Origin of the sequence: Stenotrophomonas ginsengisoli, from assembly GCF_001431485.1 — a bacterium.
GTDB lineage: Bacteria > Pseudomonadota > Gammaproteobacteria > Xanthomonadales > Xanthomonadaceae > Stenotrophomonas > Stenotrophomonas ginsengisoli.
This window is the reverse complement of sequence record NZ_LDJM01000012.1, coordinates 63,097-75,262: the sequence shown is the minus strand read 5'-3', so window position 1 is coordinate 75,262 and position 12,166 is coordinate 63,097. Positions and strand designations below refer to the sequence as shown.

10 protein-coding genes are annotated in these 12,166 nt (G+C 65.7%); 7 read left to right on the top strand and 3 right to left on the bottom strand.

Annotated features, from left to right (window positions below):
• The first annotated feature begins 35 nt into the window (after nucleotides 1–35).
• The 5 genes from tgt (at nucleotide 36) to fabV (ending at nucleotide 5,983) form a co-directional block, all read left to right on the top strand.
• Nucleotides 36–1,169: a tRNA guanosine(34) transglycosylase Tgt gene (gene tgt, locus ABB30_RS05245; protein ID WP_057637260.1), complete on the top strand. Its 1,134-nt coding sequence runs from the start codon at nucleotides 36–38 to the stop codon at nucleotides 1,167–1,169.
• A 124-nt stretch (nucleotides 1,170–1,293) separates the two neighbouring features.
• The gene (gene yajC, locus ABB30_RS05240) at nucleotides 1,294–1,629 is read left to right on the top strand and encodes a preprotein translocase subunit YajC (RefSeq protein ID WP_057637259.1); all 336 of its coding nucleotides are present in this window, start codon (nucleotides 1,294–1,296) and stop codon (nucleotides 1,627–1,629) included.
• A gap of 61 nt (nucleotides 1,630–1,690) precedes the next feature.
• Nucleotides 1,691–3,541: a protein translocase subunit SecD gene (gene secD / locus ABB30_RS05235; RefSeq protein WP_057637258.1), complete on the top strand. Its 1,851-nt coding sequence runs from the start codon at nucleotides 1,691–1,693 to the stop codon at nucleotides 3,539–3,541.
• 13 nt (nucleotides 3,542–3,554) lie between these two features.
• Nucleotides 3,555–4,529 carry a protein translocase subunit SecF gene (secF, locus tag ABB30_RS05230; RefSeq protein WP_057637257.1) on the top strand — a complete coding sequence of 325 codons (975 nt, stop codon included), beginning with the start codon at nucleotides 3,555–3,557 and terminating at the stop codon, nucleotides 4,527–4,529.
• Nucleotides 4,530–4,723: 194 nt separating this feature from the next.
• Nucleotides 4,724–5,983 (top strand): enoyl-ACP reductase FabV, encoded by a 1,260-nt coding sequence (gene fabV, locus ABB30_RS05225; protein ID WP_057637256.1) that lies wholly within the window; start codon nucleotides 4,724–4,726, stop codon nucleotides 5,981–5,983.
• Between the two features lie 87 nt (nucleotides 5,984–6,070).
• On the opposite strand, the gene ABB30_RS05220 is transcribed toward fabV, so the two are convergent.
• From ABB30_RS05220 to ABB30_RS05210, 3 genes are all read right to left on the bottom strand, one after another.
• Nucleotides 6,071–8,146, bottom strand: coding sequence for an EAL domain-containing response regulator (locus tag ABB30_RS05220; protein WP_057637255.1), 2,076 nt, complete (start codon nucleotides 8,144–8,146; stop codon nucleotides 6,071–6,073).
• A 79-nt stretch (nucleotides 8,147–8,225) separates the two neighbouring features.
• Nucleotides 8,226–9,410, bottom strand: coding sequence for a BaiN/RdsA family NAD(P)/FAD-dependent oxidoreductase (locus ABB30_RS05215; RefSeq protein ID WP_057637254.1), 1,185 nt, complete (start codon nucleotides 9,408–9,410; stop codon nucleotides 8,226–8,228).
• Between the two features lies 1 nt (nucleotide 9,411).
• The gene (locus ABB30_RS05210; protein WP_057637253.1) at nucleotides 9,412–9,966 is read right to left on the bottom strand and encodes a YaeQ family protein; all 555 of its coding nucleotides are present in this window, start codon (nucleotides 9,964–9,966) and stop codon (nucleotides 9,412–9,414) included.
• Between the two features lie 290 nt (nucleotides 9,967–10,256).
• Between ABB30_RS05210 and ABB30_RS05205 the strand changes: the two genes are divergently transcribed.
• Both ABB30_RS05205 and ABB30_RS05200 read left to right on the top strand, forming a co-directional pair.
• Complete coding sequence (locus ABB30_RS05205; RefSeq protein WP_057637252.1) at nucleotides 10,257–10,466, top strand: cold-shock protein; 210 nt, start codon at nucleotides 10,257–10,259, stop codon at nucleotides 10,464–10,466.
• A 131-nt stretch (nucleotides 10,467–10,597) separates the two neighbouring features.
• Nucleotides 10,598–12,157, top strand: a complete 1,560-nt coding sequence (locus ABB30_RS05200) for a protein adenylyltransferase SelO (protein WP_057637251.1) — start codon at nucleotides 10,598–10,600, stop codon at nucleotides 12,155–12,157.
• Nucleotides 12,158–12,166: the final 9 nt, after the last annotated feature.

Below are 12,166 nucleotides of genomic sequence, written 5' to 3'. Positions count from 1 at the left end.
GGCGACAATGGCGGCATTAGAAGTGAATGATGCCCATGTCCCGACTGACTTTCTCCCTGTTTTCGCGCGATGGCCGAGCCCGTCGCGGCCAGCTCAGCTTCCCGCGTGGCACCGTGCAGACCCCGGCCTTCATGCCGGTCGGCACCTATGGCACGGTCAAGGGCGTGCTGCCCGAGCAGATCCGCGCCCTCGGCGCGGAAATCATCCTCGGCAACACCTTCCACCTGTGGCTGCGCCCGGGCCTGGATGTCATCGGTGACCACGGCGGCCTGCACGGCTTCTGCCAGTGGAACGGCCCGATCCTGACCGACTCCGGTGGCTTCCAGGTGTTCTCGCTGGCCCACCGGCGCAAGATCACCGAAGAGGGCGTGACCTTTGCCGCCCCCACCGATGGCGCCCGGGTGTTCCTGAGCCCGGAAGTGAGCATGCACATCCAGAAGGTGCTCGATTCGGACGTGGTGATGATCTTTGACGAGTGCACCCCGTACCCGGCCACCGAGCAGGTGGCGCGCACCTCGATGGAGCTGAGCCTGCGCTGGGCCCAGCGCTCGCGCAACGAGCATGACCGGCTGGGCAACGATGCGGCGCTGTTTGGCATCGTCCAGGGCGGTGTGCACCCGGAGCTGCGGACCCGCTCGATCGATGGCCTGCGCGAGATCGGCTTTGATGGCTATGCCATCGGCGGCCTGGCCGTGGGCGAGCCGGAGCACGAGCGCAACGCCATGCTCGAGCACCTGGACCCGCAGCTGCCCGAGGAGCGCCCGCGTTACCTGATGGGCGTGGGCCGCCCGGAAGACCTGGTCGAGGGCGTGGCCCGCGGTGTGGACATGTTCGATTGCGTGATGCCGACCCGCAATGCGCGCAATGGCCATTTCTTCACCTCTACCGGCACCATCCGCATCCGCAACGCACAGTACGCCCGGGACATGGACCCGATCGAACCGGGCTGCGGCTGCCACGCCTGCACCGGCGGTTACACCCGCAGCTACATCCGCCACCTGGACCGCTGCAACGAGATGCTGGCGCCGATGCTGGGCACCCTGCACAACCTGTTCTATTACGAAAAGCTGATGGCCGACATCCGCGCCGCGATCGAGGCCGGCAACTTCCAGCAGTTCCGCGCCGAGTTCTACGCCAAACGTGGCGGCATCGCGCCGGAACTGCCCTGAATGCATGCCACCCCTTGAAAGGCTGCGGCCACGCCGCTATATCGGCGTGGCATACTCAGTGGCTGTAAATTTTTCGTGACCGCCGGTGCCTGAGTGCCGACGGCCCAACCCAAGGAAATACCCAATGACCCTGACCGCTTCCCTGATTCCTGTCGTCGCCGCTGCTCCGGCTCCGGCTGGCGCCGGCTTCGGCACCCTGCTGTTCCCGATCGTGCTGATCGCGATCATGTACTTCCTGATGATCCGCCCGCAGATGAAGCGCCAGAAGGAACACAAGGCGATGCTGGAGAAGATCAGCAAGGGTGATGAAGTGCTCACCGCCGGCGGCATCGCCGGTGTGGTCACCGACATCGGCGACAACTTCGTCTCCGTCGAAGTGGCCGATGGCGTGCGCATCCGCGTGCAGAAGGCCTCCATCGGCAATGTCCTGCCCAAGGGCACCCTGAAGTCGGCTGTCTAAGCGTCATACCTCCTTACTGGACGCGGTCCCGGCGCGGCTGGGGCCGCACGGGACCAAAGCAATGCTTGAATTTCCCCGCTGGAAGTACTTTGTCATCCTGCTGGTGCTGGCCATCAGCGCGATCTACGCGCTGCCCAACATCTATCAGAAAGACCCCTCGGTACAGATCACCGCCAACCGCGGCGCCACCTTGGACCAGGCCCTGGTCACCCGTGTGGAAGGCCTGCTTGACGGCGCTGGCGTCAGCGCCAAGTCGGTGGCCGTGGAAGGCCAGAGCCTGCTGGTGCGCCTGCCGGACCTGAAGGCGCAGACCGCTGCCAATGAAGCCCTGCGCCAGCCGCTGGGCGAGCAGTACATGGTCGCCCTGAACCTGGCCTCCACCGTGCCGGACTGGCTGGCCAACCTCGGCGCCAAGCCGATGGTGCTGGGCCTTGACCTGCAGGGCGGTGTGCACTTCGTGTTGGAAGTGGACCAGAAGGCCGCCCTGGAAAAGCGCATGGAGGCCTATGCCGAAGACGTGCGCGTGGCCCTGCGTGAGGCCCGGGTGCCGTACCAGTCGGTGGAGCGGGTGGAGCACAGCATCGTGGCCACCCTGAGCCCGTCGGCCGCCGCCGATGCCGGAGACCGTGGCCGCCAGGCCTTGTTCAAGTCGCAGCCGACCTTCAGCTATGACCTGCAGGACAACCGCCTGACCATGCAGGTGCCGGATGCGGAAATCGCCACCATTACTGCCGGTGCGATCGAACAGAACATCCTGACCCTGCGCAACCGCGTCAACGAGCTGGGCGTGGCCGAACCGATCATCCAGCGTCAGGGCGAGAACCGCGTCGTGGTGCAGCTGCCCGGCGTGCAGGACACCGCCGAAGCCAAGCGCATGATCGGCGCGACCGCCACCCTGGAATACCGCGCCGTGGTCGACGGCAATGCCGCCGACGCCCTGGCCACCGGCCGGGTGCCGCCGGAAGCGAAGATCTACCAGCAGCGCGACGGCCGTGGCCCGATCCTGCTCAACAAGCGCGTGATCGTCACCGGTGACCAGATGGTGGCCGCGCAGAGCATGCAGGACCAGAACGGCCAGCCGGCCGTCAGCGTGACCCTGAACTCGGCCGGTGGCCAGCGCATGTTCGACTTCACCAGCGCCAACGTCGGCAAGCCGATGGCGGTGGTCTACACCGAGCGCGTGCCGCAGGTCAGCGTGGTCGACGGCAAGGAAGTGCGCAGCTTCCGGGTCAAGGAAGAGGTCATCTCGGTGGCCAACATCAACGGTGTGTTCGGCAAGAACTTCCAGACCACCGGCCTGGAAAAGGCCGAGGCCGAAGGCCTGGCCCGTCTGCTGCGTTCCGGCTCGCTGGCCGCGCCGATGGACTTTGTCGAAGAAAAGATCGTCGGTCCGTCGCTGGGTGCGGAGAACGTGGAGCGGGGCGTCACCGCCGTGCTGTACGCCTTCCTGTTCACCCTGCTGTTCTTCCTGATCTACTACCGCATGTTCGGCATCTTCACCTCGATCGCACTGCTGTTCAATCTGCTGATCGTGGTGGCGGTGATGTCCCTGTTCGGGGCCACCATGACCCTGCCGGGCTTTGCCGGTCTGGCCTTGTCCATCGGTCTGTCGGTGGATGCCAACGTGCTGATCAACGAGCGTATCCGCGAGGAGCTGCGTGCCGGCATGCCGGCCAAGAAGGCCATCGTGGAAGGTTATGAGAAGGCTTCGGGCACCATCCTGGACGCCAACGTCACCGGCATCCTGGCCGGCGTTGCCCTGTACGCCTTCGGTACCGGCCCGCTGAAGGGCTTCGCCGTGACCATGGTGGTGGGTATCTTCGCCTCGATGTTCACTGCAATCACCGTTTCGCGAGCCCTTGCCGTGCTGTGGTACAGCCGTCGCAAGAAGCTCAAGAGCCTGGCCATCTGACGGGAGCACCGACATGACCATTTTCCCGTTGCACCTGATCCCGGTCGGCACCAACTTCAACTTCATGCGCCTGCGCTGGCCGGCGGTGATCCTGGCGGCCCTGGTGTTCATTGCCTCCATCGGCCTGATTGCGACCAAGGGCTTCAATTACGCACTGGATTTCACCGGCGGTACCGTGGTGGAAGTGCGTTTTGACAAACCCGCCGACATCGATGGCGTGCGCGAGCACCTGGAGGCAGCCGGCTATGCCGGTGCCCAGGTGCAGAGCTTCGGTTCCGGTTCGGACGTGCTGATCCGCCTGCAGCCGCAGCAAGCCGGCGAGGGCGAGAGTGCCGGTGATGCCAACAACCGGACCGCGGCCGACGTGCTGCGTGCGGTGTCGATGGAAGGCAATGCGGCCACGGTGATGAGCACCGAGTTCGTTGGCCCGCAGGTGGGCAAGGAGCTGGCCATGAACGGCGTCTACGCGGCGCTGTTTGTGATGATCGGCTTCCTGATCTACATCGGCTTCCGCTTCGAGACCAAGTTCGCCATCGTCGCGATCCTGACCACCCTGTTCGACGTGCTGGTGGTCACCGCGTTCTTCTCGCTGACTGGCCGTGAGTTCGATCTGACCGTGCTGGCCGGCCTGCTGTCGGTGATGGGCTTCTCGATCAACGACACCATCGTGGTCTTCGACCGCGTGCGCGAGAACTTCCGCTCGCTGCGCGAAGAGCCGATGGAGATCATGAACCGTTCGCTCAACCAGACCCTGTCGCGCACCATCATCACCTCGGTGGTGTTCTTCCTGTCGGTGCTGGCCCTGTACCTGTACGGTGGCGGTTCGCTGGAAGGCCTGGCCCTGAGCCAGATGCTGGGCGCGGTGATCGGTACGCTGTCCTCGATCTTCATTGCCTGCCCGCTGCTGACCATGGGCATGCTGGCGGTGACCAAGGCCGACCTGCTGCCCAAGGCGCGTGATCTGGAAGAGCTGGAGCGTCGCCCGTAAGGCTGGCGTTGCCCGCACATTGCAGGCTGTAACCGACAAGGGCCGCTCGATTGCGGCCCTTGTCCTTTGTCAGTGGCAAAACCCTACGCCGGCGTCGGTTGCCGTACGGCACGCAGATCACTAGCATCGTCGCACCGCCGCGCGACTGCAGGGTCTGCGCCGGCTTTCATTCCAAGCGTCGTTTCGAGGTAAGCATGGTCATCAAACCGCGTGTACGCGGCTTCATCTGCGTCACCACCCATCCGGCCGGCTGCCGCGCCGCGGTCAAGGAGCAGATTGATTACATCAAGGCCCAGCCGGCGCGTCCGCAGGGGCCCAAGCGTGTGCTGGTGCTCGGCGCCTCCACCGGGTATGGCCTGGCTGCCCGCATCACCGCCGCCTTCGGCAGTGGCGCTGCCACCCTGGGCGTGTTCTTCGAACGCGAGGGTACCGACAGCAAGCCCGGCACCGCCGGCTGGTACAACAGCGCCGCCTTCCATGAGTTTGCGCAAGCTCAAGGCCTGTACGCCCGCAGCGTCAATGGCGATGCCTTCTCCGACGAGGTCAAGGCACGGGTCATCGAGATCATCAAGGCCGATCTGGGCCAGGTCGACCAGGTCGTTTACAGCCTGGCCGCGCCGCGCCGCAAGCACCCCAGGACCGGTGAGGTGATCAGTTCCACCCTCAAGCCGATCGGTGCGCCGATTACCCTCAAGGGCCTGGACACCGACAAGGGCGTGCTCACCGAAACCACCCTGCAGCCGGCCAGCCAGGAAGAAATCGACGGCACCGTGGCGGTGATGGGTGGCGAAGACTGGCAGATGTGGATCGAGGCCCTGCTGCAGGCCGGCGTGCTGGCCGACGGTGCCACCACCCAGGCCTTCACCTATGTCGGCGAGGAAATCACCCAGGCCATCTACTGGAACGGCTCCATCGGTGCGGCCAAGAAGGACCTGGACAAGCGCGTGCTGAGCATCCGCGAGCAGCTGGCCGGTATTGGAGGCGACGCGCGCGTGGCCGTGCTCAAGGCCGTGGTGACCCAGGCCAGTGCGGCCATTCCGACCATGCCGCTGTACCTGTCGTTGCTGTTCAAGGTGATGAAGGCCGAAGGCACCCACGAGGGCTGCATCGAGCAGCTCGATACCCTGTACGACATCCTGTACGGCGGCCCGGCCGGTGGTGCCGGTGCGGCCAGCCACCTGCGTCGCGAGCTGGTCGACGGCAAGGGCCGTGCGGTGGCGCTGCTGGATGGCGAAGGCCGCCTGCGTGCCGATTACAAGGAAATGGCCGCCGAAGTGCAGCAGGCCGTGGTGGCCCTGTGGCCGCAGGTCACCGATGCCAACCTGACCGAGCTGGCTGACCTGGATGCCTACAAGAGCGAGTTCCTGCGCCTGTTCGGCTTCGGCATTGCCGGGGTGGATTACGACGCCGATGTGGCCACCGAGGTGGCGATCAGCCCGCTGGACGCGCTGTAAGTCCCAGCGACGGTTGCACAACAAGACAGGCCGCCCACCGGGCGGCCTGTCTTGTTTGTACGCGGGGCTGGCCGGGCAGGGCGGCGGTCAGCCGAACTCGAAGTCCATCTGCGCCTGCACCGGGCCGACAAAGTCGCCCTGCACGTAGTGCACGCCGGCAGTGAACAGCTGGCTCATCGACTGTGCATCGGCAACGAACTCGGCCACGGTATGGATGCCCAGCTCGGTGGCGCGGCTGGCGATGGCCTCGATCTTTTCCTGTTGTTCGCGTACCTGGCTGTACTCGGCAGTGAAGCTGCGATCGAGCTTGATGAAGGCCGGGTGGAAGTGGCTGAGCAGCTGGGCCGAGTCCAGGCCGGAGCCGAACTGGTCCATGACCACCTGGCAACCGTACTGGCTGACATCGGCCAGGAACTGCTGGGCTGCGCGCAGGCTGGTATAGACCTTGGCTTCGGAGACCTGCAGGCTCAGCTGGCGGCCTTCCACGCCCTGCTGGGCCAGCTCCTGGCTGATGGTGAGCAGGTATTGCGGGTCGTTGAACGATTCCGGGCCGACACGCACGGTGATGTGGGTATCGTGGCCGGCCCGCTTGCGCTGGCCCATCACCCGGATCGCCTGGCGTACCACCCAGCAGTTGATCCGGGCCAGCAGGCCGTGCTCCTCGGCCAGGCCGATGAAGTTGGCCGGTGGCACCAGTTCGCCGTTGTTGTCCAGGCGCAGGAAGGCATCGTAGCGCTCGGTCGGTTCGCCCATAAGGCTGAGCACCGGCTGGTAATGCAGCACGAAGCCGTCGCCGCTGATGGCCTGCTCCAGCAGCAACAGCCAGCGCTGCACGCGCTCGACCTCGGCGCGGTCCACCGCGGCCGGGTCGAACAGCTGGATGTCATTGCCGCCCAGAGCCGTGGCCGAGCCCAGGCATTCGGTGGCGCGGCTGAGCACCTGCGGGATGCCGCTGATCTTCTCGCCGATCTGCACACCACCGATGGAAACGGTGACGCTGGCCGAACGGCTGCCCACCCCGACCACCTGGCTGGCGAAGGCACCGGTGATGCGGCGGGCCAGGGCATTGGTCTGCTCCCAGTTGCCACGGGCCAGGACGGCGAAGTTGTTTTCGCCCAGACGGCCGAGCTGGGCCTGGTCACCAACGGTGGCGCTGAGTACATCGGCCAGTGCGGCAATCAAGGCATCGGCCTCGTCCAGACCGAACTCGGGCAGCAGGCGGGCGTAGTGGTCCGGCTGCACCAGCAAAAAGCCGTACTGGTGGTCGCTGCGGCTGACCTCGGCCAGGGCCTGTTCCAGCTGCAGCATGAAGGTGGGGCGGTTGAGCAGGCCGGTGACCTGGTCGCGCTGGCGCAGGGCCTCGACCTCGCGGGCCAGGTCCGGGTCGACGATGTCACTGCGGCGGCGGAAGATCACCTGCAGGCACTGCTCGCCCTCGTAGGTGGCGCCGGTGAACTCCATGGTGGCCGGGAACAGCTCGCCATCCACATTGCAGGCATCGAGCTGGTACTGCGGCGGCGGTGCCTCGCCCTTGGACAGGGACTTGAGCAGGGCCTTGAAGTCATCCACATATTGCGGGGCGACCATGTCCAGCAGGGAGATGCCTTCGATGTCCTCGAAGCCGTCGTAGCCGAACATTTCCAGGTAGGCATCGTTGGCGCGGATGTGCATGCCTTCATGCACATAGGCAATCGGCTCGCGCGAGGAGGCGATCAGGGCATCGCAGCGGCGCTCGGTCTCGCGCATCTGGCTTTCGATCCGACGCATGCCGCGGCGGGCCTGCAGGTCGGTGAACTCGCGGCGGATCACCGACAGGGTGTGCTCGGGATGCTTGCGCAGGGCGACGCCGCGCACGCCGTTGCTCATTGCCGCGACCAGGCGGGTTTCATCCAGTGCGTCCGCCAGCAGGATCAGCGGCACATCCTTGCCGCTGGCGGCGATCACCCCGGCCGCCGAGACCGGGTCCAGGCCCTGGCCTTCGGCCATCAGCACCAGGTCGATCGGCTGCCCGGCCAGCAGCTGTGCCAGTTCGGCGGTGGAGGTGGGGCGCTGCGGACGCACGGCAATGCCGCTGTTGCGCAACAGGCTGACCAGGGCCTCTGCGTTCTCGGCGCTGTCATCTATGATGGCCAGGCGCAGGGTGATTTCGTTGGCGGTGTGCATGCAGGCTCCCTCGGAGGGGTTTTAATACACGAAGCGACGCAGGGCGTCCATGTTCAGCATCAAGAACTGACCGGTTGCGTCACGCCGCCTGGCCGGCGGCATGTCCCGAAGCCCAGGCCCACTGGAAGTTGTAGCCGCCCAGCCAGCCGGTGACATCGAGCACCTCGCCGACCAGGAACAGGCCCGGCTGCAGTTTCGATTCCATGCTGGCCGAGGAGACCTTGGCCGTATCCACCCCGCCCAGGGTGACTTCGGCGGTGCGGTAGCCCTCGGTGCCGGAAGCGGTGAGTGGGAAGTCATTGAGCAGGCTGGCTGCCGTTTGCAGCTGGCGTTCGTCGAACTGGCGCACCGGCTTGTCGCCCAGCCACTGTTCGCACAGGCGCTGGGCCAGGCGCTTGGGCAGGATCTCGCCCAGTACCGTGCGCAGCTCGCTGGCGCCGCGCTCGGCCTTCATCTGCTGCAGCCAGGTCAATGCATCGGTTCCGGGCAGCAGGTCCAGACGCAGTTCCTTGCCCGGCTGCCAGTAGTTGGATATCTGCAGGATGGCCGGGCCGGAGATGCCTCGGTGGGTGATCAACAGCTGGTTGCGGAAACTGGCCTTGCCGCATTGCGCCTCCACCTCAAGGGCCACGCCGGACAGGCCGTCGAAGCGTTCCAGTGGCTTGCCGGACAACGTCAGCGGCACCAGCCCGGCACGGGTGGGCAGCACGCTGTGGCCGTAGCGCTTGGCGATCTCGTAGCCGAAACCGGTGGCGCCCATGGTCGGCACCGACAAACCGCCGGTGGCCACGATCAGCGAGCGGGCGGTGTACACGCCGTTGCTGGTGCGCAGCTGCCAGCCATCGGCAATGGTTTCGATTGCCTCCACGGCGGTGTCGGTGCGTACCTGCACCCCGGCCTGGGCGCACTCGTCCAGCAACAGGCGCACGATCGCCTTGGACGAGGTGTCGCAGAACAGCTGGCCCAGTTCCTTCTCGTGGTAGGCGATGCGGTGCTTTTCCACCAGGGCGATGAAGTCGGCCGGGGTGTAGCGGGCCAGCGCCGACTTGCAGAAGTGCGGGTTGGCCGACAGGTAGTTGGCCGCGGTGGTGCCGGTATTGGTGAAGTTGCAGCGCCCACCGCCGGACATCAGGATCTTCTTGCCTACCTTGTTGGCGTGGTCGATCACCTGCACCCGGCGGCCACGCTGGCCGGCGGTCAGGGCCGCGAACAGGCCGGCGGCGCCGGCGCCGATGACCAGCACATCACTGTCAATGACCGCCACTTCAGGCCTCGCGCTTGCGCCAGTGGGGAATGATGGTCAGCGGCTCGAACTGTTCGTCGCCACCGATCAGCTGCATCTCGCCGTCCTGGATCAGCACGTCAAAGCGCATGCTGCGGGCGATGCGCTGGCCCAGGGCCTGGACCGTGGCGCCGTCGAAACCGACCACGGTCAGGTTGTCATGCCGCGACAGGGCATTGTGGTTCTTGTCCCACCACACCTGTGCACCCTGGTCACCGTAATTGACCACCACCACATGGGTGGCGCGGTTGCAGGCCTTGCGTACGCGGGTCGGGTCCGGCTGGCCCAGGTCCAGCCAGGTATCGATCTGGCCGCTGTAGTCGTGCTTCCACAGGTCCGGCTCGTCCTCGTTGCTCAGGCCGGCGCCGGCCAGCAGGCGCTCGTCGGCGAGCAGGGCGAAGGCGGCAATGCGCACCATCAGGCGCTCATCGGTCTCGGAAGGGTGCTGGGCGTAGGTGAGCTGGTGCTCGTTGTAGTAGCCGCGGTCAATGTCGCTGATGTTCAGCGCAACTCGGCGCACGGTGGCGGTCAGGGCCATGAAAGGTGGATCCAGATGACAGGTGCCAAGTGTACCGGGCAGGCCCGGCGAAAGCCGGTGCAGCGTGATATTGGCTGAACAAACCAAATTCTTTGCCCCCGGTTGTCGCTTTTTCGATAAAAGCCGCGTATGGTGCACTTACTGTGTTTGTCAGGGTCACCGTAAATCGTGGCCTGGTGTCGCACCGCTCACGCGGCTGAACATCGATCCGCTTTGCCAACCTGCAACTCAGTCTCGGCCATCTGTCGATGGCTGCGATTTTTTTTCAACCAAGTTTCAGGAGTTTGCAAATGTCTGATCGTCAGACCGGCACCGTCAAGTGGTTCAACGACGCCAAGGGCTTCGGCTTCATCACCCCGGAAAGCGGCCCGGACCTGTTCGTGCACTTCCGCGCCATCATGGGCAACGGCTTCAAGTCGCTGCAGGAAGGCCAGAAGGTGACCTTCGTCGCCGTGCAGGGCCAGAAGGGCATGCAGGCTGACCAGGTTCAGCCGCAGTAATATTGCAGTTCATCTGCAATGTTCGGAACGCCGGCGCTTGCGCCGGCGTTCTTTTATGGCAGATTTGCGCGTAGCGTAATTCACTTTATGAAATACGTAATACACAAGTAGCAGGCAGTGCCGGAGGGCCCATGCAGTGGCAACAACAGGGCCGTTTCATTGATCAGGTGAACGGGCAGCAGGACCGTCTGCCTGGCGTACGCCAGGTGCATGGCGCTGCCTGGGCGGCTGTCTGGCCGACACCGGTGCCGTCTGCGCGCCTGCTTGCCTTTGATCCTGCCGTGGCAGCGCGTCTGGGCCTTGAGCCGGCGCTGTTGCGCGAACCCGGGTTTGTCCAGGTCATGGGCGGCAGTGCCCTGTATGAAGGCATGACTCCGTGGGCGGCCAACTACGGTGGCCATCAGTTCGGCCACTGGGCCGGTCAGCTCGGTGACGGGCGGGCCCTGAGTCTGGGGGAACTGGCTGATGCACAGGGGCAGGGCTGGGAGATCCAGCTCAAGGGAGCCGGTGCGACACCGTTCTCGCGTGCCGGTGACGGCCGTGCCGTGCTGCGCTCATCACTGCGCGAATATCTGTGCAGCCTGGCCATGGCCGGCCTGGGCGTGCCCACCACCGATGCCCTGTGCCTCCTGGGCACTGGTGCCCCGGTGGTGCGTGATGTGCTGTATGACGGCCATCCGCGCCCTGAGCCGGGCGCCATCGTTTGCCGGGTGGCGCGCAGTTTCCTGCGCTTTGGCAGCCTGCAGCTGCCTGCCTCGCGCGGCGACCGCGCCCTGTTGCAGAGCCTGCTGGATTTCTGCATTGCCCGCCATTACCCGCATCTGGCCGGCAATGCCGAGCCGGCTGCCGCGCTGCTGGCCGAGGTGGCGGTGGCCAGTGCCGAGCTGGTTGCGCATTGGCAGCGGGTCGGCTTCGTCCACGGTGTGCTCAACACCGACAACATGCATCTGGCCGGGCTGACCATCGATTACGGCCCGTTCGGCTGGATGGAAAGCTTCGACCCGCTGTACACCCCCAACACCAGCGATGCGGGCAGCCGCTATTGCTATGCCGCGCAACCGGCGATGGTGCGCTGGAACCTGGCTGCACTGGCCCAGGCCCTGTCGCTGCTGTGCACCGATGGCCAGGCCCTGGCCGATGGCCTGCAGGCCTATGACCGCCACCTGGCCAGCTGCCGCCTGCGCGATGCCGGCGCCAAGCTGGGCTTGCCCCCGGATGCGGCCGCCCTGCAGCTGCAGCGGCGTTGGGAGGTATTGATGGCGCAGGCGGAGCTGGACATGAGCATGGCCTACCGGGCACTGGCGCGGGTGCGTGGCGACAATGCCCTGGCCAGTACCCCGTCACTGCTGCTGGCCAGTGCCACCGCGGCGCCGGCCGCACTGGCCGACAGCCAACAGGCCCTGTCGGCCTGGTTGGCCGATTACCGCGATGCCATTGCCGCCCAGGCGATGGAGCCGGCGCAGCGGGCCGCCGGCATGAATGCCGTCAATCCGTGGTTGCTGCCGCGCAACTGGTTGCTGCACCGCGCCGCCCAGGCGGCAGGCCGTGGTGATCTTGGGCCATTGCAGCGGTTGCAGCAGGCCCTGCAGCAGCCTTACCAGGAAGATCCCGCGCTGGCGGATCTGGTCGCAATCTGTCCGCCAGGCCTGCGCCAGCAGCCCGGATGCAGCCTGTTGTCCTGCAGTTCCTGACTGGGCCTG

What these genes read in the sequence shown, in the direction of transcription:
- secF (WP_057637257.1), top strand. Translation starts at nt 3,555, where the DNA reads ATGACCATTTTCCCGTTGCACCTGATCCCGGTCGGCACCAACTTCAAC.
- yajC (WP_057637259.1), top strand. Translation starts at nt 1,294, where the DNA reads ATGACCCTGACCGCTTCCCTGATTCCTGTCGTCGCCGCTGCTCCGGCT.
- ABB30_RS05220 (WP_057637255.1), bottom strand. Translation starts at nt 8,146, where the DNA reads ATGCACACCGCCAACGAAATCACCCTGCGCCTGGCCATCATAGATGAC.
- tgt (WP_057637260.1), top strand. Translation starts at nt 36, where the DNA reads ATGTCCCGACTGACTTTCTCCCTGTTTTCGCGCGATGGCCGAGCCCGT.
- ABB30_RS05210 (WP_057637253.1), bottom strand. Translation starts at nt 9,966, where the DNA reads ATGGCCCTGACCGCCACCGTGCGCCGAGTTGCGCTGAACATCAGCGAC.
- secD (WP_057637258.1), top strand. Translation starts at nt 1,691, where the DNA reads ATGCTTGAATTTCCCCGCTGGAAGTACTTTGTCATCCTGCTGGTGCTG.
- fabV (WP_057637256.1), top strand. Translation starts at nt 4,724, where the DNA reads ATGGTCATCAAACCGCGTGTACGCGGCTTCATCTGCGTCACCACCCAT.
- ABB30_RS05205 (WP_057637252.1), top strand. Translation starts at nt 10,257, where the DNA reads ATGTCTGATCGTCAGACCGGCACCGTCAAGTGGTTCAACGACGCCAAG.
- ABB30_RS05200 (WP_057637251.1), top strand. Translation starts at nt 10,598, where the DNA reads ATGCAGTGGCAACAACAGGGCCGTTTCATTGATCAGGTGAACGGGCAG.